Source organism: Ferrimonas aestuarii (genome assembly GCF_005116665.1).
Classification (GTDB): Bacteria; Pseudomonadota; Gammaproteobacteria; order Enterobacterales; family Shewanellaceae; genus Ferrimonas; species Ferrimonas aestuarii.
On record NZ_SWCJ01000027.1, the window covers coordinates 25,290 to 47,653 of the forward strand.

General features: G+C 50.8%; 16 protein-coding genes, 4 tRNA genes and 2 rRNA genes. 1 reads left to right on the forward strand and 21 read right to left on the reverse strand.

All coding sequences use genetic code 11. The annotated features are described in order from the left end of the window. Positions 1 to 163: 163 nt before the first annotated feature. From tuf (FCL42_RS20730) to FCL42_RS20810, 17 genes are all read right to left on the reverse strand, one after another. A complete protein-coding gene (gene tuf, locus FCL42_RS20730) occupies positions 164 to 1,348 on the reverse strand; it encodes an elongation factor Tu (RefSeq protein ID WP_136865339.1) in 1,185 nt (394 codons plus the stop codon). 60 nt (positions 1,349 to 1,408) lie between these two features. Further along, the gene (gene fusA, locus FCL42_RS20735) at positions 1,409 to 3,508 is read right to left on the reverse strand and encodes an elongation factor G (protein WP_136865340.1); all 2,100 of its coding nucleotides are present in this window, start codon (positions 3,506 to 3,508) and stop codon (positions 1,409 to 1,411) included. Positions 3,509 to 3,588: 80 nt separating this feature from the next. After that, the gene (rpsG, locus tag FCL42_RS20740; protein ID WP_136865341.1) at positions 3,589 to 4,059 is read right to left on the reverse strand and encodes a 30S ribosomal protein S7; all 471 of its coding nucleotides are present in this window, start codon (positions 4,057 to 4,059) and stop codon (positions 3,589 to 3,591) included. An 82-nt stretch (positions 4,060 to 4,141) separates the two neighbouring features. Continuing rightward, positions 4,142 to 4,516: a 30S ribosomal protein S12 gene (gene rpsL / locus FCL42_RS20745; protein ID WP_028110710.1), complete on the reverse strand. Its 375-nt coding sequence runs from the start codon at positions 4,514 to 4,516 to the stop codon at positions 4,142 to 4,144. A 224-nt stretch (positions 4,517 to 4,740) separates the two neighbouring features. Beyond that, positions 4,741 to 8,940 (reverse strand): DNA-directed RNA polymerase subunit beta', encoded by a 4,200-nt coding sequence (gene rpoC, locus FCL42_RS20750; RefSeq protein WP_136865342.1) that lies wholly within the window; start codon positions 8,938 to 8,940, stop codon positions 4,741 to 4,743. Between the two features lie 77 nt (positions 8,941 to 9,017). Further along, the gene (rpoB, locus tag FCL42_RS20755) at positions 9,018 to 13,046 is read right to left on the reverse strand and encodes a DNA-directed RNA polymerase subunit beta (RefSeq protein WP_136865343.1); all 4,029 of its coding nucleotides are present in this window, start codon (positions 13,044 to 13,046) and stop codon (positions 9,018 to 9,020) included. Between the two features lie 227 nt (positions 13,047 to 13,273). Further along, positions 13,274 to 13,642 carry a 50S ribosomal protein L7/L12 gene (gene rplL, locus FCL42_RS20760; protein ID WP_136865344.1) on the reverse strand — a complete coding sequence of 123 codons (369 nt, stop codon included), beginning with the start codon at positions 13,640 to 13,642 and terminating at the stop codon, positions 13,274 to 13,276. A 51-nt stretch (positions 13,643 to 13,693) separates the two neighbouring features. After that, the gene (gene rplJ, locus FCL42_RS20765) at positions 13,694 to 14,197 is read right to left on the reverse strand and encodes a 50S ribosomal protein L10 (protein ID WP_136865345.1); all 504 of its coding nucleotides are present in this window, start codon (positions 14,195 to 14,197) and stop codon (positions 13,694 to 13,696) included. A gap of 237 nt (positions 14,198 to 14,434) precedes the next feature. Continuing rightward, the gene (gene rplA, locus FCL42_RS20770; protein WP_136865346.1) at positions 14,435 to 15,139 is read right to left on the reverse strand and encodes a 50S ribosomal protein L1; all 705 of its coding nucleotides are present in this window, start codon (positions 15,137 to 15,139) and stop codon (positions 14,435 to 14,437) included. A 4-nt stretch (positions 15,140 to 15,143) separates the two neighbouring features. Beyond that, positions 15,144 to 15,572 (reverse strand): 50S ribosomal protein L11, encoded by a 429-nt coding sequence (rplK, locus tag FCL42_RS20775; RefSeq protein WP_136865347.1) that lies wholly within the window; start codon positions 15,570 to 15,572, stop codon positions 15,144 to 15,146. Positions 15,573 to 15,688: 116 nt separating this feature from the next. After that, positions 15,689 to 16,234 carry a transcription termination/antitermination protein NusG gene (gene nusG / locus FCL42_RS20780; RefSeq protein ID WP_136865348.1) on the reverse strand — a complete coding sequence of 182 codons (546 nt, stop codon included), beginning with the start codon at positions 16,232 to 16,234 and terminating at the stop codon, positions 15,689 to 15,691. Between the two features lie 3 nt (positions 16,235 to 16,237). Further along, complete coding sequence (secE, locus tag FCL42_RS20785; RefSeq protein ID WP_136865349.1) at positions 16,238 to 16,609, reverse strand: preprotein translocase subunit SecE; 372 nt, start codon at positions 16,607 to 16,609, stop codon at positions 16,238 to 16,240. A gap of 217 nt (positions 16,610 to 16,826) precedes the next feature. Then, positions 16,827 to 18,011: an elongation factor Tu gene (tuf, locus tag FCL42_RS20790; protein ID WP_136865339.1), complete on the reverse strand. Its 1,185-nt coding sequence runs from the start codon at positions 18,009 to 18,011 to the stop codon at positions 16,827 to 16,829. A 112-nt stretch (positions 18,012 to 18,123) separates the two neighbouring features. Beyond that, positions 18,124 to 18,199 (reverse strand) — tRNA-Thr (locus FCL42_RS20795). Between the two features lie 11 nt (positions 18,200 to 18,210). Then, positions 18,211 to 18,285, reverse strand: a tRNA-Gly gene (locus FCL42_RS20800). A gap of 35 nt (positions 18,286 to 18,320) precedes the next feature. Then, positions 18,321 to 18,405, reverse strand: a tRNA-Tyr gene (locus tag FCL42_RS20805). 18 nt (positions 18,406 to 18,423) lie between these two features. Beyond that, positions 18,424 to 18,499 (reverse strand) — tRNA-Thr (locus FCL42_RS20810). A gap of 199 nt (positions 18,500 to 18,698) precedes the next feature. Here FCL42_RS20810 and coaA point away from each other — a divergent pair. Next, positions 18,699 to 19,646, forward strand: coding sequence for a type I pantothenate kinase (coaA, locus tag FCL42_RS20815; protein ID WP_136865350.1), 948 nt, complete (start codon positions 18,699 to 18,701; stop codon positions 19,644 to 19,646). A gap of 1 nt (position 19,647) precedes the next feature. Here the strand turns inward: coaA and birA are convergent, their stop codons facing one another. The 4 genes from birA to rrf (FCL42_RS20835) form a co-directional block, all read right to left on the reverse strand. Then, positions 19,648 to 20,592: a bifunctional biotin--[acetyl-CoA-carboxylase] ligase/biotin operon repressor BirA gene (gene birA, locus FCL42_RS20820; RefSeq protein ID WP_136865351.1), complete on the reverse strand. Its 945-nt coding sequence runs from the start codon at positions 20,590 to 20,592 to the stop codon at positions 19,648 to 19,650. Beyond that, the gene (gene murB, locus FCL42_RS20825; RefSeq protein ID WP_229359923.1) at positions 20,592 to 21,635 is read right to left on the reverse strand and encodes a UDP-N-acetylmuramate dehydrogenase; all 1,044 of its coding nucleotides are present in this window, start codon (positions 21,633 to 21,635) and stop codon (positions 20,592 to 20,594) included. Before murB ends, birA begins: the two co-directional genes overlap by 1 nt. 433 nt (positions 21,636 to 22,068) lie before the next feature. After that, a 5S ribosomal RNA gene (gene rrf, locus FCL42_RS20830) occupies positions 22,069 to 22,183 on the reverse strand. 62 nt (positions 22,184 to 22,245) lie between these two features. Continuing rightward, positions 22,246 to 22,360, reverse strand: a 5S ribosomal RNA gene (gene rrf, locus FCL42_RS20835). Between the last annotated feature and the right edge of the window lie 4 nt (positions 22,361 to 22,364).

Sequence of the window (22,364 nt, forward strand, 5' to 3'; positions counted from 1 at the left end):
GCGCCCACACTATGTGTGAGCCGGATGAATTATACCCATCCGTTGTGGCATTGCAAGCTTTTCTGCCGCTTTAATGACGACAAGCTTAGCTGCCCAAATTTGTGCGGCGTAGGATACAAAAAAAGGGCGCCAAATGGCACCCTTTTTTAGCAAGAGGTAGAAATTATTCTACGATCTTAGCTACAACACCAGCACCTACGGTACGGCCACCTTCACGGATTGCGAAGCGCAGACCTTCGTCCATAGCGATTGGAGCAATCAGAGTTACTACCATCTTGATGTTGTCACCAGGCATTACCATCTCTACGCCTTCTGGCAGCTCGATGGTACCGGTTACGTCAGTTGTACGGAAGTAGAACTGTGGACGGTAGCCTTTGAAGAATGGAGTGTGACGACCGCCTTCATCTTTAGACAGTACGTATACTTCAGACTCAAACTTGGTGTGTGGAGTGATTGAACCAGGCTTAGCCAGTACTTGACCACGCTGTACTTCATCACGCTTAGTACCACGCAGAAGAACACCACAGTTCTCACCTGCACGACCTTCGTCAAGCAGCTTACGGAACATTTCAACACCGGTACAAGTAGTCTTGGCAGTCTCTTGGATACCAACGATTTCTACTTCTTCACCTACTTTGATGATACCGCGCTCTACACGACCGGTAACTACAGTACCACGGCCGGAGATGGAGAATACGTCTTCGATTGGCAGAATGAAGTCACCGTCGATTGCACGCTCTGGCTCTGGGATGTAAGAATCCAGTGCTTCAGCTAGCTCAACAATCTTCTTCTCCCACTCTTCTTCACCTTCCAGTGCTTTCAGAGCTGAACCCTGAATTACTGGCAGGTCATCACCTGGGAATTCGTACTCAGACAGAAGTTCACGAACTTCCATTTCTACCAGCTCTAGCAGCTCTTCGTCATCTACCATGTCGCACTTGTTCATGAATACGATGATGAAAGGTACGCCTACCTGACGAGACAGCAGGATGTGCTCACGAGTCTGTGGCATTGGGCCATCAGTCGCAGCTACTACCAGAATCGCGCCGTCCATCTGAGCAGCACCGGTGATCATGTTTTTAACGTAATCAGCGTGTCCTGGGCAGTCTACGTGGGCGTAGTGACGGGTAGGAGTATCGTACTCTACGTGAGAGGTAGAGATGGTGATACCACGCTCACGCTCTTCTGGAGCGTTATCGATAGAAGCGAAGTCTTTTGCTTCACCACCGTATACTTTTGCAAGTACGTTGGTGATTGCAGCGGTCAGAGTGGTTTTACCGTGGTCAACGTGGCCAATGGTACCAACGTTTACGTGCGGTTTCGAACGTTCAAATTTTTCTTTAGACACGTCGTGTTCCTTTCAATGTTCAAAGGACTCGAACCCTTATTGATTCGAGTCGAAGTGAAATTAGCCAATACGGCCATCGATTACAGCTTGAGCTACGTTTTGCGGTGCTTCGTTATACTCTAGGAATTCCATAGAGTAGGAAGCGCGACCTTGGGTAGCTGAACGCAGATCGGTAGCATAGCCAAACATTTCAGCCAGTGGTACCTTAGCGCGGATGATCTTAAGACCCGCTGGGCCATCATCCATACCGTCGATCATACCGCGGCGACGGTTAACGTCACCGACGACGTCACCCATCCAGTCTTCTGGAGTGGTAACCTCAACCTTCATCATCGGCTCGAGCAGAACCGGATTCGCTTCCATGGCACCTTTTCTAAAGCCCATAGACCCCGCAATCTTAAACGCCATTTCGTTGGAGTCAACATCGTGGAACGAACCATCAAACAGAGTGACCTTAACGTCCAGCATTGGGTAGCCGGCAAGGACACCTGCGTCCATCTGCTCTTTACAGCCTTTTTCAACCGCAGGGATGTATTCACGAGGAATGACACCACCAACGATTTCGTTAACGAATTCAAAGCCTTCGCCAGCTTCTTTTGGCTCCATTTTAAGCCAAACGTGTCCGTATTGACCACGGCCACCAGACTGACGAACAAACTTACCTTCCACTTCCACCGCAGAGCGGATGGTTTCACGGTAGGCAACCTGAGGCTTACCAACGTTACAATCAACGCTGAACTCACGTTTCATTCGGTCAACGATAATATCTAGGTGCAGCTCACCCATGCCGGAGATCAGGGTTTGGCCAGATTCTTCATCGGTTTCCACGCGGAACGATGGATCTTCAGCAGCCAATTTGCCTAGGGCGATACCCATCTTCTCTTGGTCGGCCTTGGTACGAGGCTCCACCGCGATCTGAATCACTGGCTCAGGAAACTCCATGCGCTCAAGAATCACTTTGTGGTTCATGTCGCACAGGGTGTCACCTGTAGTCACTTCTTTCAGACCGATGGCAGCAGCGATGTCACCGGCACGAACTTCTTTCAGTTCTTTACGGTCGTTAGAGTGCATCTGCACAATTCGACCGAAGCGTTCACGTTTCTCTTTGACAGAGTTGTAAACGGTGTCACCAGTGTTCACTACGCCAGAGTAAACTCGGAAGAAGGTCAAGGTGCCAACAAATGGGTCGGTCGCAATCTTAAATGCCAATGCCGCGAACGGTTCATTGTCATCAGAATGGCGCTCAACTTCGTTGTCACGCTCATCCACACCCTTAATGGCTGGAACGTCAATCGGCGCAGGCAGATACTCGATTACGGCATCCAACACCGCTTGCACGCCTTTGTTCTTAAATGCAGAACCACAGGTCGCAAGGACGATCTCATTGTTCAGGGTACGAATGCGTAGCGCTTGTTTGATCTCCTGCTCGGACAGTTCACCTTCTTCAAGGTACTTGTCCATCAGCTCATCAGAAGCCTCAGCAGCAGATTCAACTAAGTACTCACGCCACTCAGCCGCTTGATCAGCGAGTTCAGCTGGGATCTCATCGTAAGTGAAGGTCATCCCCTGGTCTTCTTCATTCCAGTTGATGGCTTTCATCTTGATCAGATCAATAACGCCTTTGAACTCATCTTCCGCGCCAATGTTCAATTGAATTGGCACACAGGTCGCACCCAAGCGGTTGCGAATCTGGTCGATTACGCGTTCAAAGTCGGCACCAGCACGGTCCATCTTATTGACGAATACCATGCGAGGAACGCTGTACTTGTCAGCCTGACGCCATACGGTCTCAGACTGAGGCTCAACGCCAGAAGCGCCACAGAAAACAACCACGGCACCGTCAAGCACACGCAAAGAGCGCTCTACCTCAATGGTAAAGTCTACGTGTCCAGGGGTGTCGATGATGTTTACGCGGTGCTCAGGGAATTGGCCTTCCATGCCGCGCCAGAAGGTGGTGGTAGCCGCAGAGGTAATGGTAATACCACGCTCCTGCTCCTGCTCCATCCAATCCATAGTGGCGGCGCCATCGTGTACTTCACCAATCTTATGAGAAAGACCGGTGTAGAACAGTACGCGCTCAGTTGTGGTGGTTTTGCCAGCGTCTACGTGAGCACAGATACCAATGTTACGGTAGCGCTCAAGTGGAGTAGTACGAGCCACGATCTCTTCCTCTTACCTCAGGCTACGCCCGAGGGAAAATGCAAAACAGGCGCAGTGCATAAAGCACTGCGCCAGCCAGCTTACCAACGGTAGTGGGCAAACGCCTTGTTGGCTTCGGCCATACGGTGAACGTCTTCACGCTTCTTAACCGCAGAACCTTTGTTTTCGGCAGCGTCTAGCAGTTCACCTGCCATACGCAGAGCCATCGATTTTTCGCCACGCTTACGAGCAGCTTCCACCAACCAGCGCATGGCCAGGGTGTTACGACGAACTGGACGAACTTCAACCGGCACCTGATAGGTTGAACCACCTACACGACGAGATTTAACCTCGACTGCTGGGCGGATGTTCTCCAGTGCAGTTTCAAACATTTCGATGTGGTCTTTACCGGACTTGGCAGCAGCAGCTTCCAGAGCACCGTATACGATACGCTCAGCGGTAGACTTCTTACCGTCCAGCATTACCACGTTTACGAATTTAGCTAGCAGCTCTGATCCGAACTTAGGATCAGGCAGGATTTTACGTTGACCTACGACGCGACGTCTTGGCATGGTATTTCTCCGAATATCTTCAGGTTAATCCAAAACTGGATAACAAATTTAAAAAAGTTTGGCCTTACTTAACGGAGAACCATTAAGACTTAGGACGCTTAGCACCGTACTTAGAACGACCTTGACGACGATCGCTCACGCCAGCGGTGTCTAGTGCGCCACGAACGGTGTGATAACGCACACCTGGCAAATCTTTAACACGACCACCACGGATAAGAACAACGGAGTGCTCTTGCAGGTTGTGACCTTCACCACCAATGTAGGAAGTCACTTCAAAACCGTTGGTCAGGCGAACACGGCATACTTTACGCAGTGCTGAGTTCGGCTTTTTAGGGGTAGTGGTGTACACACGAGTACATACACCACGCTTTTGTGGACACGCTTCCAGGGCCGGAACGTTAGTCTTAACGACTTTCGATTGGCGAGGCTTGCGTACCAACTGGTTAACAGTAGCCATTGATTACTCCAATAGATGAATTACTACTCATTTTCAGGTGCGAAAAATCGACCCCCAACAAAGGGGACGCGGAATTTTAGCACCTGCCGCACAGGTGTCAAGAATTAGCCAATCGTAATCGATCATTTCGATCAACGGGCGATCCTCCTTGTTGCTGTACAATCTGAGTAAAGGGAAAAAGAAAGGGGCGCCGTAGCGCCCCTTTTTGTTTTTAGCTCAGAGGCTTAGTCGTCAGCTGCGTTAAGCAGGTCAGCCAAGTTCTGCTCGGCTTCAGAAGCCGTCACAACCGGAGCCACAGGCTCCTCTTTGGCATTACGCTGCTCGTGGTACGCGTAACCGGTACCCGCAGGGATCAGGCGACCCACGATAACGTTCTCTTTCAGACCACGCAGATCGTCCTGCTTGCCACTTACTGCCGCTTCGGTCAGTACGCGGGTGGTTTCCTGGAACGATGCCGCAGAGATGAAGGATTCGGTCGCCAAGGAAGCCTTGGTGATACCCAACAACTCGAGCTCGTAAGTAGCAGGCTGTTTGCCTTCGGCAATCAGGTTACGGTTAATGATATTAACGCGTGCTACTTCGGCTTGCTCGCCTGCCAACAGATCAGAGTCACCAGCGCTGGAGATGATGCACTTACGCAGCATCTGGCGAATGATCACCTCGATGTGCTTATCGTTAATCTTCACGCCCTGCAGACGGTAAACTTCCTGAACTTCGTTAACGATGTAGTTGGCAACAGCACGGATGCCACGCAGACGCAGAATGTCATGCGGAGCCTCTGGGCCGTCAGCGATCACTTCGCCGCGCTCAACCTTCTCACCTTCAAACACGTTCAGGTTACGCCACTTAGGAATCATCTCTTCGTAAGGCTTAGCGCCATCATGAGGAGTGATTACCAGACGACGCTTACCTTTGGTCTCTTTACCGAAGGAGATGGTACCAGTGATTTCAGCCAGAATCGCAGGCTCTTTAGGCTTACGGGCTTCGAATAGGTCGGCCACTCGTGGCAGACCACCGGTAATATCTTTCGTACCGCCGGACTCTTGTGGAATACGCGCCAGCGCGTCACCCACGTTCACCACGGCGCCATCATCGATACCAACAATCGCGTTACCAGACAGGAAGTACTGAGCTGGAACTTCGGTGCCAGGGATCAAGATGTCGTTGCCGTTGCTATCAAGCAGTTTGATCGCTGGACGCATCTCTTTACCGGCGCTGGTACGCTGGTTAGGGTCCAGAACCACGATGCTGGACAAGCCGGTCAGCTCATCGGTTTCGCGCTTCATGGTTACGCCGTCGATCATGTCAACGAACTTAATCACACCCTGTACTTCGGTGATGATTGGGTGCGTGTGCGGATCCCAATTCGCGATGATGTCGCCAGCAGCAACCGCATCGTCTTCACCTTTCTCAAGTACCGCACCGTATGGCAGTTTGTAACGCTCTTTCTCACGACCCAGCTCATCGATGATGGCCAGCTCGGTAGAACGAGAGGTAATTACAATCTTACCTTCGTTGTTGGTTACGAACTTAGCGTTGTGCAGTTTCAGGCTGCCTGCGTTCTTAACTTGAACGTTGTTTTCTGCAGACGCACGAGATGCCGCACCACCAATGTGGAAGGTACGCATGGTCAGCTGGGTTCCCGGCTCACCAATGGACTGTGCTGCAACAACACCAATCGCTTCACCCTTACCTACGATGTGGCCACGGGCCAGATCGCGACCGTAACAGTTGGCACAAACACCAAAGTCGGTTTCACAGGTAATAACAGAGCGAACCAGTACTTCATCCACAGAGTGCTCTTCAAGGATGTCACACATCTTCTCGTCAAGCAGAGTGTTACGAGGCAGCAGCACTTCGTCTTCGGTACCTGGCTTGATTACGTCCTTCGCAACCACGCGGCCCAGAACACGTTCGCGCAGCGGCTCAACTACGTCACCACCTTCAATTAGCGGCTTAACAGTCAGACCTTCTTCGCTACCACAATCGCTCTCGATGATCACCAGATCCTGAGCTACGTCTACCAGACGACGGGTCAGGTAACCGGAGTTCGCAGTCTTCAATGCCGTATCGGCCAGACCCTTACGAGCACCGTGAGAGGAGATAAAGTAATCCGCTACCGACAGACCCTCTTTAAAGTTCACTTTAATTGGGGTTTCGATAATGGAGCCATCTGGCTTAGCCATCAGGCCACGCATACCAGCTAGCTGACGAATCTGTGCTGCACTACCACGAGCACCGGAGTCGGCCATCATGTAGATGCTGTTGAAGGAGCCCTGCTCTTCCTCTTCGCCATCACGGTTGATAACGGTTTCGGTCTTCAGGTTCTCCATCATCGCCTTAGAGACTTTCTCGTTGGCGCTGGCCCAGATATCGATAACTTTGTTGTATCGCTCACCTGCGGTTACCAGACCTGCTTGGAACTGTTCCTGAATTTCAGTAACTTCTTCTTCGGCAGACTCAATGATGGTCTTCTTGGCTTCTGGCACAACCATGTCGTTAATACCCACAGAGGTACCGGACAGAGTCGCGTAGTGGAAACCGGTGTACATCAGTTGGTCAGCAAAGATGACGGTTGGCTTCAGGCCCAGAATACGGTAGCAGCTGTTCAGCACGCCAGAGATCTGCTTCTTGCCCATGTCTTTGTTGACGTGGTCGAAGGACATACCCTTCGGCAGAATCATAGACAGGATGGCACGACCCACCGTGGTGTCGACAACTTTGGTCTCTTCTACGATCTCACCAGCTTCGTTCTTGTAAGAGTCGTTCAGACGAACTTTTACGCGAGCGTGCAGGTTAGCGGTCTTGGTGCGGTAGGCTTTTTCGGCTTCTTCTACAGAAGCGAACGCCATGCCTTCACCCTTGTCGTTGATCTTTTCACGGGTCATGTAGTACAGACCCAGTACCACGTCCTGAGACGGTACGATGATAGGATCACCGGAAGCTGGCGACAGGATGTTGTTGGTAGACATCATCAGGGCACGAGCTTCAAGCTGAGCTTCCAGAGTCAACGGTACGTGTACCGCCATCTGGTCACCATCGAAGTCAGCGTTATAGGCCGCACACACAAGAGGGTGCAGTTGAATCGCTTTACCTTCAATCAGTACTGGCTCAAACGCCTGAATACCCAAACGGTGCAGAGTCGGTGCACGGTTCAGCAGTACAGGGTGCTCACGAATCACTTCGTCAAGAACGTCCCATACCTCAGGTACTTCACGCTCTACCATCTTCTTAGCTGCTTTGATGGTGGTGGCCAGGCCACGACCTTCCAGCTTGCCGTAGATGAATGGCTTGAACAGTTCCAGAGCCATCTTCTTAGGCAGACCGCACTGATGCAGACGCAGAGTAGGACCTACGGTAATTACCGAACGACCGGAGTAGTCAACACGCTTACCCAGCAAGTTCTGACGGAAACGACCCTGCTTACCTTTGATCATGTCAGCCAAAGATTTCAGAGGACGCTTGTTAGAACCGGTAATGGCGCGGCCACGACGACCGTTGTCCAGCAGCGCATCCACAGATTCCTGCAGCATACGCTTTTCGTTACGTACGATGATGTCTGGCGCAGCCAGATCCAACAGACGCTTCAGACGGTTGTTACGGTTAATCACACGACGGTACAGATCATTCAGATCCGAAGTCGCGAAACGGCCGCCGTCTAGAGGTACCAGTGGGCGCAGATCCGGTGGCAGAACTGGCAGTACAGCCAGAATCATCCACTCTGGCTTGTTGCCAGACTGGTGGAACGCTTCCATCAGCTTCAGACGCTTAGTCAGCTTCTTACGCTTAGTCTCAGAGTTGGTTTGAGGCAACTCTTCACGCATTTCGTTGATCTCAGCTTCAAGATCGATGGCGCGCAGCAGTTCTAGAACCGCTTCAGCACCCATGCGTGCGTCAAACTCATCACCGTGCTCTTCCAGTGCATCCAGGTACTCCTCTTCGGTCAGCATCTGACCTTTTTCAAGAGAAGTCATGCCGGTTTCGATCACTACGTAGCTTTCGAAGTACAGCACGCGCTCGATGTCACGCAGAGTCATATCCAGCAGCAAGCCGATACGAGAAGGCAGTGACTTCAAGAACCAAATGTGGGCAACTGGGCTCGCCAGTTCGATGTGACCCATACGCTCACGACGTACTTTGGTTTGGGTTACTTCAACGCCACACTTTTCACAAATAACACCACGGTGCTTCAGGCGCTTGTACTTACCGCACAAACACTCATAGTCTTTTACAGGACCGAAGATACGTGCACAGAACAGGCCATCACGCTCAGGCTTGAAGGTACGGTAGTTGATGGTTTCCGGCTTCTTAACTTCACCGAAAGACCAAGAACGGATCATGTCTGGGGACGCCAGACCGATCTTGATACCGTTAAACTCTTCAGACTTGTTCTGCTTCTTCAGAAACTGGAGTAAGTCTTTCACATTCGTCTCCTAGTGGAGGTTTAACTTCGGTGCCCCGCCCGCAGGCGGGACACGCTTAAGTTCCGCGATGCGGATGCTTATTCCTGGTCCAACTCGATGTTGATACCCAGTGAGCGGATCTCTTTCAGCAATACGTTGAAAGACTCTGGCATGCCCGGCGTCATGGAGTGGTTACCGTCAACGATGTTCTTATACATCTGGGTACGACCGTTTACGTCATCCGACTTCACAGTCAACATCTCCTGCAGGGTGTATGCAGCACCGTATGCTTCCAGTGCCCACACTTCCATCTCACCGAATCGCTGACCACCGAACTGAGCCTTACCACCCAGCGGCTGCTGAGTTACTAGGCTGTAAGAACCGGTAGAACGAGCGTGCATCTTGTCATCAACCAAGTGGTTCAGCTTCAGCATGTACATGTAACCCACGGTTACAGGACGCTCGAAGGAATCACCGGTACGACCGTCAAACAGAGTGATCTGGCCGGAATCAGGCAGACCGGCTAGGGTCAGCAGTTCCTTAACTTCAGACTCTTTGGCACCGTCGAACACAGGGGTCGCGATTGGCATACCACCCTGCATGTTCTTCGCCATACGCAGAACTTCTGCGTCGGTCCAAGTGCTCAGATCAACTTGCTGTTGAGTTTCGCCCAGATCGTAAGCTTGCTGCATGTAGTCACGCAGTTCCGCTACGGCCTTCTGCTGCTCCAGCATGGCGGTGATTTGAGTACCAACGCCACGTGCCGCAGCACCTAAGTGAACTTCCAGAATCTGACCGATGTTCATACGCGACGGTACACCCAGCGGGTTCAGAACGATGTCCACCGGAGTACCGGTTTCATCGTGTGGCATGTCTTCTACAGGAACAATGGTGGAGATTACACCCTTGTTACCGTGACGACCCGCCATCTTATCACCAGGCTGGATGCGACGTTTAACGGCCAGGTAAACCTTAACGATCTTCAGAACGCCAGGTGCCAGGTCATCGCCTTGAGTGATCTTGCGACGCTTGATTTCGAACTTCTTGTCGAACTCAGCGCGCAGCTCTTCGTGCTGTTCAGCCAACTGCTCCAGAGCGGTTTGGTTAGCTTCGTCATCCAGCGGCAGTTCCAGCCACTTAGCACGATCCATCTTGTCCAGCTGAGCTTCGGACATGCCGGAAGCCAACAGCAGAGTGCGAGCACGATCAAAGACGCCATTTTCCAGAATGCTGAACTCTTCGGTCAGATCCTTCTTGGCTTCTTTCAGCTGCATCTCTTCGATTTCGATGGCACGCTTGTCTTTCTCAACGCCGTCACGGGTAAATACCTGAACGTCGATAACGGTACCGTACACAGAGTTAGGTACACGCAGAGAAGAGTCTTTCACGTCAGACGCTTTCTCACCGAAGATGGCACGCAATAGCTTCTCTTCTGGAGTCAGCTGGGTTTCGCCTTTCGGAGTAACCTTACCTACCAGAATGTCGCCAGGCTTCATCTCAGCACCAACGTAAACGATGCCGGACTCGTCCAACTTGGACAGCGCGGACTCACCTACGTTAGGAATATCAGCAGTGATCTCTTCGGAGCCCAGCTTGGTATCACGAGCAATACAGGACAGTTCCTGAATGTGGATGGTAGTCAGGCGATCTTCCTGAACCACACGCTCGGACAGCAGGATGGAATCCTCAAAGTTGTAACCGTTCCAGGTCATGAACGCTACGCGTAGGTTCTGACCCAGTGCCAAGTCACCCAGATCGGTAGACGGGCCATCAGCCAGTACGTCACCACGGGTTACCGGCTCACCAACGTTACAGATAGGACGCTGGTTGATGCAGGTGTTTTGGTTAGAACGGGTGTACTTGGTCAGGTTGTAGATGTCGATACCGGCTTCGCCTGGTACCAGCTCATCTTCGTTAACCTTGATCACGATGCGAGACGCATCCACGTAATCAACCACACCACCACGCTTAGCTACGGCGGTTACACCGGAGTCAACGGCTACATTGCGCTCCATGCCGGTACCAACCAGAGGCTTATCCGCCTTCAGGGTAGGAACGGCCTGACGTTGCATGTTCGCACCCATCAAGGCGCGGTTAGCATCATCGTGCTCCAGGAATGGAATCAAGGATGCCGCCACAGATACGATCTGCTGCGGGGAGATGTCCATGTACTGGATCTGGTCAGCGCTCATGAAGCCTGGTTCGCCTTTGTGACGGCTAGCAATCAGCTCGTCAGTTGGCAGACGACCATCTTCATCCAGAGTGGCGTTCGCCTGTGCAATCACGAAGTTACCTTCTTCGATTGCAGACAGGTAATCGATCTCTTCGGTGGCCACACCATCAACAACGCGACGGTAAGGAGTTTCCAGGAAGCCGTACTCGTTGGTACGAGAGTAGCTTGCCAAAGAGTTGATCAAACCAATGTTTGGACCTTCAGGGGTCTCAATTGGACACAGACGACCGTAGTGAGTTGGGTGTACGTCTCGAACTTCGAAGCCCGCACGCTCACGAGTCAAACCACCAGGGCCCAAAGCGGAGATACGACGCTTGTGGGTCACTTCTGACAGTGGGTTGTTCTGGTCCATAAACTGGGACAGCTGAGAGGAACCGAAGAACTCTTTCACCGCCGCCGAAATTGGCTTGGCGTTGATCAGGTCCTGAGGCATCAGGCTGTCCAGATCACCCAGAGACAGACGCTCACGTACTGCACGCTCAACACGCACCAAACCAACACGGAATTGGTTCTCGGCCATTTCGCCAACAGAACGGATACGACGGTTACCCAGGTGATCGATATCGTCAACTTCATCCAGACCGTTACGGATCTCGATGATCTTCTGCATTACTGCAACGATATCTTCTTTATCTAGGATGCCGGCACCTGTGGACTCTTGACGGCCCAGGCGACGGTTAAACTTCATACGACCTACGGTAGACAGATCGTAACGCTCTTCAGAGAAGAATAGATTCTCGAACAGCGCTTCGGCAGCTTCACGCGTTGGTGGCTCACCAGGGCGCATCATGCGGTAGATCTCAACCAGAGCTTCCATACGCTCTTGAGAGGAATCCACATTCAGCGTGGTGGAGATGTAGGCGCCGTGATCCAGTTCGTTGGTGTACAGAACGTTGAACGCTTTGATACCAGACTGGGACAGCTTCGCTACGTCTTCCAGGGTCAGCTCTTGGTTGGCTTCAACCAGAACTTCACCGGTGCTCTCATCGATGTACTGCTTATCAACCACTTTGCCTACCAGATACTCAACTGGAACTTCCAGCTCAGTCTGACCAGCTTTATCCATAGCACGGATGTGGCGAGCAGTAACGCGGCGACCGGTTTCTACCAGAACGTCACCGTTGACATCTTTGATGTCAAACACGGCGGTTTCACCGCGCAGGCGTTCTGGGATAAGGGCCATTACCAGCTTGTCCTTCTTGATTGCAAACTCAATCTTTTCGAAGAACATATCCAGCATCTCTTCGGTGCTGTAACCCAGCGCGCGAAGCATGATGGTGGCAGGCAGCTTACGACGACGGTCGATACGAACAAACAGGTTGTCCTTTGGATCGAACTCGAAGTCCAGCCAGGAACCACGGTAAGGGATTACACGCGCGTTGTAGAGCACTTTACCTGAGGAGTGAGTCTTACCACGGTCGTGGTCGAAGAACACACCTGGGCTACGGTGCAACTGGGAAACGATTACACGCTCAGTACCGTTAACGACAAAGGTGCCGTTCTCGGTCATCAGCGGGATGTCACCCATGTACACTTCTTGCTCTTTGATGTCTTTAACGGCGCCGCCGTTTTCTTTGTCCATCAGAACAAGGCGTAGTTTTACGCGCAATGGTGCGGAATAAGTGATGCCGCGAATTTGACACTCTTTAACGTCAAAGACTGGCTCGCCCAGTTTGTAGCTTACGTACTGCAGCTCAGAGTAGCCGGAGAAGCTCTTGATTGGGAAAACACTGCGGAATGCAGCTTCCAATCCACGCTCGCCATCTACATCTTGCTCCAGGAAGTTTTGGAACGAGTCCAACTGGATCGACAGCAGGTAAGGGATGTCCAATACTTTAGGACGCTTACCAAAGTCTTTGCGGATGCGTTTTTTCTGAAAATCGGAGTAAACCATTTGGTTCCTCTGCTTCTTGGTGACCCATCTGTGCCCACTCGACTTGCAACACGCCACTCTCGGGGTGCAAGAACCCAACCAATAATCTCTGTTAGGTCCGCGATCCTATGATCGGCGACAAACGGTGGGAAGTTTGTCAGCGCTTTTTATAGCGCAAAAAGGCCGGTGATTAAAAAATCACCAGCCTTACCTAAGCCGAAGCTTAGGCTAGTAAACTATAGGATAGCTTACTTGATCTCAACAGAACAACCGGCTTCTTCCAGTTGAGCTTTCAGACCTTCTGCTTCTTCTTTAGAAACAGCTTCTTTAACTGCTACTGGAGCAGATTCAACCATAGCTTTGGCTTCTTTCAGGCCCAGGCCAGTTGCGCCACGAACGGCTTTAATAGCACCAACTTTGTTGGAACCAGCACCGGTCAGCATTACGTCGAATTCAGTTTGCTCTTCAGCAGCTTCGCCAGCGCCAGCGCCACCAGCTACAACAGCAGCAGCAGCAGAAACGCCGAATTTTTCTTCCATAGCTTCGATCAGCTCAACAACGTCCATTACGGACATTTCAGCTACGGCTTCGATGATTTGGTCTTTAGTGATAGACATTACTAACAATCCTAAAAAATTAGTTTAAAAAAGTTTAAGCAGCGAGCCGAATTAGGCAGCTTGCTCTTCTTTTTGGGCGCGCAGAGCAGCCAGAGTACGTACCAGCTTGCCAGCAGATGCTTCCTTCATGGTCATCATCAGCTGTGCAATTGCTTCGTCGTAAGTTGGCAGCTTGGCCAAACGGTCAATTTGATCCGCAGGGATCAGTTCGCCTTCGTAAGCTAGTGCTTTAACTTCGAACGCTTCTTCTTGCTTAGCAAAGTCTTTGAACAGACGAGCCGCAGCACCTGGGTGCTCATTAGAGAAAGCGATCAGAGTTGGACCACTGAATGCGTCGGTCAGGCACTCGTAAGCAGTACCTTCAACAGCACGCTTAGCTAGGGTGTTACGCACAACGCGCATAGTTACACCAGCTTCACGAGCTTCTTTACGCAGAGCAGTCATGCTGCCTACAGTAACGCCGCGAGAATCGGCAACTACAGCAGACAGAGCACCTTTGGCAGCTTCGTTGACCTCAGCGACAATTGCTTTCTTGTCTTCGAGTCCTAATGCCATTGGCTTTTACTCCTGGATTCCACCTAGGTTTTAACACCTAGAAATTAACAACCCCATTACTGGGGAGCGATAACGGTGGGTAAGGTTCCAGAAGATTAAAAATCTTCTCAGGTCCTAATTACACCGTCTACGTAGGGGATTAAGCCTTGCGGCACCTACGGTCTCGGACGAAAGCTGGTAAACCAGCTTCGACCTTTAAGGCGGCGAATTATACAGATAACCCGCCACCCTGTAAACTTAAGCGGTCTGAGTTTCCAGAGTCGCTTGGTCTACGGCAACGCCGGCACCCATAGTGGTAGAGATAGCTACCTTCTGGATGTACTGACCTTTAGCAGAAGCAGGCTTAGCCTTCTTCAGAGCGATCAGCAGGCTTTCCAGGTTTTCTTTCAGCTGGTCAGCTTCGAAAGATACCTTACCGATAGTGGTGTGGATGATGCCGTTCTTGTCGGTACGGTAGCGAACCTGACCTGCTTTAGCGTTCTTAACCGCTTCAGCAACGTTAGGAGTAACAGTACCAGTCTTAGGGTTAGGCATCAGGCCACGTGGACCAAGGATCTGACCCAGTTGACCAACAACGCGCATTGCATCCGGAGAAGCAACAACTACGTCGAAGTTCATTTCGCCTTTCTTAACCTGAGCAGCTAGCTCATCCATGCCAACTAGGTCAGCACCGGCTTCTTTAGCCGCTTCGGCGTTAGCGCCTTGGGTGAACACAGCAACACGTACTTCACGACCAGTACCGTGTGGCAGTACAGTTGCACCGCGAACGTTTTGGTCAGATTTACGTGGGTCTACGCCCAGGTTTACAGCAACGTCAACGCTCTCAACGAACTTGGCAGTAGCCAGTTCTTTCAGAAGAGCAACGGCTTCGTTGATTTCGTACTCACGAGTCGCGTCAACTTTTTCGCGGATTACGCGCATGCGCTTAGACAGTTTAGCCATCGTCTTATCCCTCAACTACCAGGCCCATGGAACGAGCAGTACCAGCAATTGAACGCTTCATAGCTTCAATGTCGGCACCAGTCATGTCAGCAGCCTTAGTCTCGGCGATCTCTTGCAGCTGAGCGTCGGTAACTTTACCTACTTTCTCAGTGTTAGGACGGCCAGAACCAGACTTAAGACCAGCAGCTTTCAGCAGCAGAACTGCAGCTGGTGGAGTCTTGGTTACGAAGGTGAAGGAACGATCTGCGTATACAGTGATAACAACAGGGATCGGCAGACCTTTTTCAACTTTCTCAGTACGAGCGTTGAATGCCTTACAGAATTCCATGATGTTTACACCGTGCTGACCCAGAGCTGGACCAACTGGTGGTGACGGGTTAGCAGAACCAGCTGCTACTTGCAGCTTGATATAAGCTGTAACTTTCTTAGCCATTATTAATACCTCATTTGGGTTCGAGCGTCAGGGCTACTGACTCCCCGTGAAAAAGGGGCAGCGGATTATATACAAATCTTCTGCCCCTCAACAAATGTTTTTTGCTGATTTTATACTCAGGACTTCTCAACCTGAGAAAACTCCAGTTCAACCGGAGTAGAACGACCAAAGATCAGAACCGACACTTTCACGCGGCTCTTCTCGTAGTCCACCTCTTCAACGGTACCGTTGAAGTCAGCAAATGGACCGTCGTTAACGCGAACCACTTCACCCGGCTCAAACAGAGTACGTGGGCGCGGAGACTCAGTAGACTCCTGTAGACGGTTCAAGATAGCGTTAGCCTCTTTCTCGGTAATCGGTGCAGGACGATCAGAAGTACCGCCAATAAAGCCCATTACGCGAGGGGTGTTACGTACCAGGTGCCACGATGCATCGTTCATCACCATCTGTACCAACACGTAGCCAGGGAAGAACTTGCGCTCACTCTTACGGCGTTGACCAGCACGCATTTCAACCACTTCTTCGGTAGGCACCAAAACCTCACCGAACAGGTCTTCCATACTGTGCATCTTAATGTGCTCTTTCAGCGTCTTGGCCACACGACCTTCGAAGCCAGAGAAAGCTTGCACAACATACCAGCGCATGTTTTGTTCTTCAGACATGAATTAAACCCCAGTGATAAAGCTGACCAGACGAACCAAGACTGCGTCCAGACCCCATAGGAACAACGCCAAGATTGCAGTTACAACGAACACAATCAGCGTAGTCTGCATGGTTTCTTGGCGAGTTGGCCATACAACCTTGCGTACTTCGAGGCGAGACTCTTGAGCAAATTCCCAAGCGTTCTTACCTTTAACTGTTGTTGCAGCAATACCCAGTGCAGCAGCAATAGCCACTACCACACCAATGGCACGAACAAGAACAGACACAGTATCAAAATAGTAGTTACCTACCACGGCAGCCAGTAAAACCAGCACAACCACACCCCATTTCAGGGAGTCCATAGCGCCGCCTTGATTTTCAATATTGGTACTCATTACAACAATCCTGTTAGCCAAGCCACTCTGCGTAGCCTGTTGTTGCGATGACAGCTGTGCCAAAGGCCGACCAGCGGGTGAGCTACCGCACCCAAGCTACCACCGTTAAAAAAGCAGCCCTAGATTCTATTCTTTATGAATACTGCTTACAAGCCGCACAGCCACACAAATACAAAAAGGGCGCCACTAGGCGCCCCTTTTTAGCAAGAGGTAGAAATTATTCTACGATCTTAGCTACAACACCAGCACCTACGGTACGGCCACCTTCACGGATTGCGAAGCGCAGACCTTCGTCCATAGCGATTGGAGCAATCAGAGTTACTACCATCTTGATGTTGTCACCAGGCATTACCATCTCTACGCCTTCTGGCAGCTCGATGGTACCGGTTACGTCAGTTGTACGGAAGTAGAACTGTGGACGGTAGCCTTTGAAGAATGGAGTGTGACGACCGCCTTCATCTTTAGACAGTACGTATACTTCAGACTCAAACTTGGTGTGTGGAGTGATTGAACCAGGCTTAGCCAGTACTTGACCACGCTGTACTTCATCACGCTTAGTACCACGCAGAAGAACACCACAGTTCTCACCTGCACGACCTTCGTCAAGCAGCTTACGGAACATTTCAACACCGGTACAAGTAGTCTTGGCAGTCTCTTGGATACCAACGATTTCTACTTCTTCACCTACTTTGATGATACCGCGCTCTACACGACCGGTAACTACGGTACCACGACCGGAGATTGAGAATACGTCTTCGATTGGCAGAATGAAGTCACCGTCGATTGCACGCTCTGGCTCTGGGATGTAAGAATCCAGTGCTTCAGCTAGCTCAACAATCTTCTTCTCCCACTCTTCTTCACCTTCCAGTGCTTTCAGAGCTGAACCCTGAATTACTGGCAGGTCATCACCTGGGAATTCGTACTCAGACAGAAGTTCACGAACTTCCATTTCTACCAGCTCTAGCAGCTCTTCGTCATCTACCATGTCACACTTGTTCATGAATACGATGATGAAAGGTACACCTACCTGACGAGACAGCAGGATGTGCTCACGAGTCTGTGGCATTGGGCCATCAGTCGCAGCTACTACCAGAATCGCGCCGTCCATCTGAGCAGCACCGGTGATCATGTTTTTAACGTAATCAGCGTGTCCTGGGCAGTCTACGTGGGCGTAGTGACGGGTAGGAGTATCGTACTCTACGTGAGAGGTAGAGATGGTGATACCACGCTCACGCTCTTCTGGAGCGTTATCGATAGAAGCGAAGTCTTTTGCTTCACCACCGTATACTTTTGCAAGTACGTTGGTGATTGCAGCGGTCAGAGTGGTTTTACCGTGGTCAACGTGGCCAATGGTACCAACGTTTACGTGCGGTTTCGAACGTTCAAATTTTTCTTTAGACATGATTTTGCCTCAATCCAAACTAAGGTGGTGGTTTTCCACGTTTGACGGTAGTAATACTCGCTAGGAGTATGAGTATAAACAAGGATTGAGGCAGCGTGAAGAGAGGAAGAAATGGTGCTAATACCCAGATTCGAACTGGGGACCTCACCCTTACCAAGGGTGCGCTCTACCAACTGAGCTATATCAGCACTAAATTTCTTGGAGCGGGCAGCGGGAATCGAACCCGCATCATCAGCTTGGAAGGCTGAGGTAATAGCCATTATACGATGCCCGCTAAAACTATCTTAGGCTACCTCGAACCGAGAATAATGGTGGAGGGGGAAGGATTCGAACCTTCGAAGGCGGAGCCGTCAGATTTACAGTCTGATCCCTTTGGCCACTCGGGAACCCCTCCACAGCTACAAAACAAAAATGGTGCCGACTGCCGGAATCGAACTGGCGACCTACTGATTACAAGTCAGTTGCTCTACCTACTGAGCTAAGTCGGCATTGCTTTGTGCGGAGCGCATAATAGGAAATTGCCCGAGGCAACGCAAGCCTCTTTCAAAAAAAATCTGTCAATTTCGTTTATTTGAGCAAGTTTCACGCACCCTGACGCGTCATCGAACAAAATCTAAGGGAAACAAGCGGGTGCTGTACCTTTCTGTGTCGATAGTGTAGTTTTGCGATCCTACCCAAGGAGTCAGTATGCAAGACAACATCGCCGGTCAAAGTAGCGCCTATCTCGAATTTGGCCGAGATCACTGGTCCGCCCTAAGAGACGCAGTTCCACTTCCCTTAAGCCAAGGGGAGTTAAATAAGCTCAAAGGGATCAATGAAAATATCTCCTTGGAAGAGGTAGAGGCGATCTATCTACCGTTATCCCGTCTTCTCAATCTGTATGTAAAAACCAATCAACGCCGCGGCCGAGTCGTCGAAGACTTTCTTGGCCAACGTCCTGAGAAAGGCCCCTACATCATCAGCGTAGCCGGTTCGGTAGCCGTGGGCAAAAGCACCACGTCTCGTATTCTGCAAGCCCTACTGCAGCGGTGGCCTGAACACCCAAGAGTGGAACTTATCACCACCGATGGCTTTCTTTACCCACTAGCTGAACTGAAACAAAAGCAGCTGCTACAAAAGAAGGGATTCCCACAAAGCTACGACGGCCAGATGTTGCTGGACTTCCTAAAAGCCGTTAAGGCCGGTCATAAAACCGTAGAAGCACCAGTGTACTCTCACCTGACTTACGATCGGCTGCCAGAGATGCAGAAAATCAACAAGCCGGACATCTTGATTCTAGAGGGGCTGAATGTGCTGCAGACCGCGGTGGATTATCGCGAGCCGGGAAATCGTCTATTCGTATCTGACTTTGTGGATTTTTCACTATATGTGGATGCAGACACACCACTGCTGAAACATTGGTATATCGAACGGTTTGAGAGCTTCCGCAAAGGTTCGTTTACCGATCCAAACAGCTACTTCCATCATTACGCACAGCTGTCAGAAAGTGAAGCAAAGAAGACGGCCACTAAAATTTGGGATGAAATTAACGGTCCGAATCTGGAAGAGAATATCCTTCCCACTCGAGAGCGGGCCAACCTGATTCTCTGCAAGGGTGAAAACCATCTAGTAAGGCGAATTTGGCTACGCCAATAATCTACGCCGGTCGCAAGCTGACTTCACCGCCATTATAGAGCTCAATGCCGACGTCGGTTTTGAGCTTAAGCGCCCCCGTCTCATCAATACCTTCGCATACACCGACCACCTGCTTATCCCCCATGGTTAACGCAACCTCTTTGCCACGATAACGATCGAATCGGTCCCAGCGCGACAAGAACGGCGTTAACCCTTGATGTTCAAACTGAGATAACGCCGCCTGAAGGACCTTAATCAATTCAGATGCTAAAGCATTACGGTTAACCACGCCGCCCTGGCTATTTAGATTGATCCAAGGTTGGTCGATGTTCTGTTGCTCAGGCAATTGAACATTAATGCCAACGCCAATCACCATATCCGCAGCCTCGCCAAATTGACCACGCATCTCTATCAAGATGCCACCGAGTTTTCGACCACCAATAAGAAGATCGTTAGGCCACTTCAATGAAACCTGTTGATGGCCCAAATTGTCCAGCGCCTCAGCCAACGCAACTCCAACGGCCAAACTCATACCCGCGGTTTGGGCAATGCCGCTCCCTAACTGCCAGTACATCGACAGATAGATGGCACTACCATAAGGAGATACCCATTGACGACCTCGACGCCCTCGTCCCTGAGTCTGATATTCGGCCAAGCAACAATCACCCGTAGCAAGCGTACCAATTTTGCTTAGGAGATATTCGTTCGTGGAATCAACGTCCTCTAAAACAAACAGAGTTCCACGTGGTATCGGACCAATCAGATCCTTATCAAGTAAGTCCATGGGAGCGGCCAATCGATACCCTTTGCCTTTGACGCTGTAAATATCCACACCCATCTCTTGAAGCTGCTTAATGTGGTTATTAATGGCTGTACGGCTCAATGCCAGCGCATCAGCTAGCTGAGAACCAGAGTGGAACTCACCATTGGCGAGCAAGGACAATAAATTTCGATTCAGATTGGTCATTACGACTTCCAGCAAAGGTTACCTTGGTTGTCCAAGAGGCGTACTTCAGGCTCAAGAGTAACACCAAAACGTTGTTTAACTTCCGCCACAATAAAGCCTGCCAGCTCAACTAACTCGCTCGCGGTACCTTCACCATGATTGACAAGCACTAACGCCTGATCGATGTGAACACCTACGCCATTAAAGCGCTTTCCTTTTAGGCCAGCCTTATCAATAAGCCACCCAGCCGCCAGTTTAGATTGCCCTTGAACCCCAGTAGGATAAACGGGTACCACTTCGAATTCCGCCTCTAACGCATCGACGACCGACTGCGGCACTACGGGGTTTTTAAAGAAGCTACCTGCATTACCCAATACCGCAGGATCGGGTAATTTAGCATCCCGCTGCTTAATGACATGCTCCGCAACCTGCTCGGCATCTAGCTCACTCAATTGCGCCAATTCAGCCAATGCGCCATAACCAAGGTTAGGTCGCCACTGTTTGCTCAACTTAATGCCGACACCAACGATGACAACGCGCCCCTTAAGCTCGCCTTTAAAAATGGAATCACGATAAGCAAACTGACACGCATCCTGGGATAGCCTGCGAACCTCGCCAGTCGCGATACATAATGCATCCACGTAGTCACATACCGTGCCAAACTCAACACCATAGGCACCGATGTTTTGCACCGGAGCTGCACCAACGGTACCTGGAATGAGTGCCAGATTTTCCAAACCAAAGATCTGCTGCTGCAACGACCACATCACCAAGTCATGCCAATTCTCACCTGAGCCAACATGAATCGTCCATGCCGAATCGGTTTCGGTCACTTGCTTACCCATGATGCGATTTACGATCACCAGTCCCTCGAAAGACTCAGTGAATACCGTATTGCTGCCTCCACCCAATACCACCTTGGGCGTGGCGAGGTAATTTGGATGCGAATAAGCCAGTTTCAACTCTTCAATACTGTGTACTTCAACTAACGCTTTAGCACGGCAATCAAATCCAAAGCTGTGAAACGGCATTAAACTGCTATTTTCGCGGATATCCAGAGACACAAAGGCTCCTAGGGTAAGGGTGGAACAGATCAAGGACGCAGAGTGTATAGAACTCGATGCCAGAGATCGAGGAGGTGTGTGAAATTTGTGCGCCTGATGTAGAGAAAGACTAGTAACGATTGCGACGTTCGCGAAGGAAGCGCCTCAATGTCCAGATTCAACATAAAAAAGCCCATTGCGCTAACAGCGGACTTTTTCAATTGACCGTTGATGAGGCCTACTCTCACATGGACTCTCTCCAGCACTGGCCACACTAGCATCGGCGCAACTGCGTTTCACTTCTGGGCGCCAGCGGCGCGCTCTTTCAAAATCTGGAGCGCATGGTGTCAGATTGTTTACCTTATCTGAGGTTAAGAACCACCATTCGAGATTTTGGGTATCGGCACATACGAAAAAGCCCGTTGCATTCGCAACGGGCTCTCTCTTAATTGGCGTCTGATGATGACCTACTCTCACATGGGAACTCCCACACTACCATCGGCGCAACTGCGTTTCACTTCTGAGTTCGGCATGGGATCAGGTGGGACCACAGCGCTATTGTCATCAGACAAAGCTGGATTGATGCATTTCAGCATCATTACCGTTATTTGAACGGTAACGTTAAATTGGCGTCTGACGATGACCTACTCTCACATGGGAACTCCCACACTACCATCGGCGCAACTGCGTTTCACTTCTGAGTTCGGCATGGGATCAGGTGGGACCACAGCGCTATGGTCGTCAGACAAA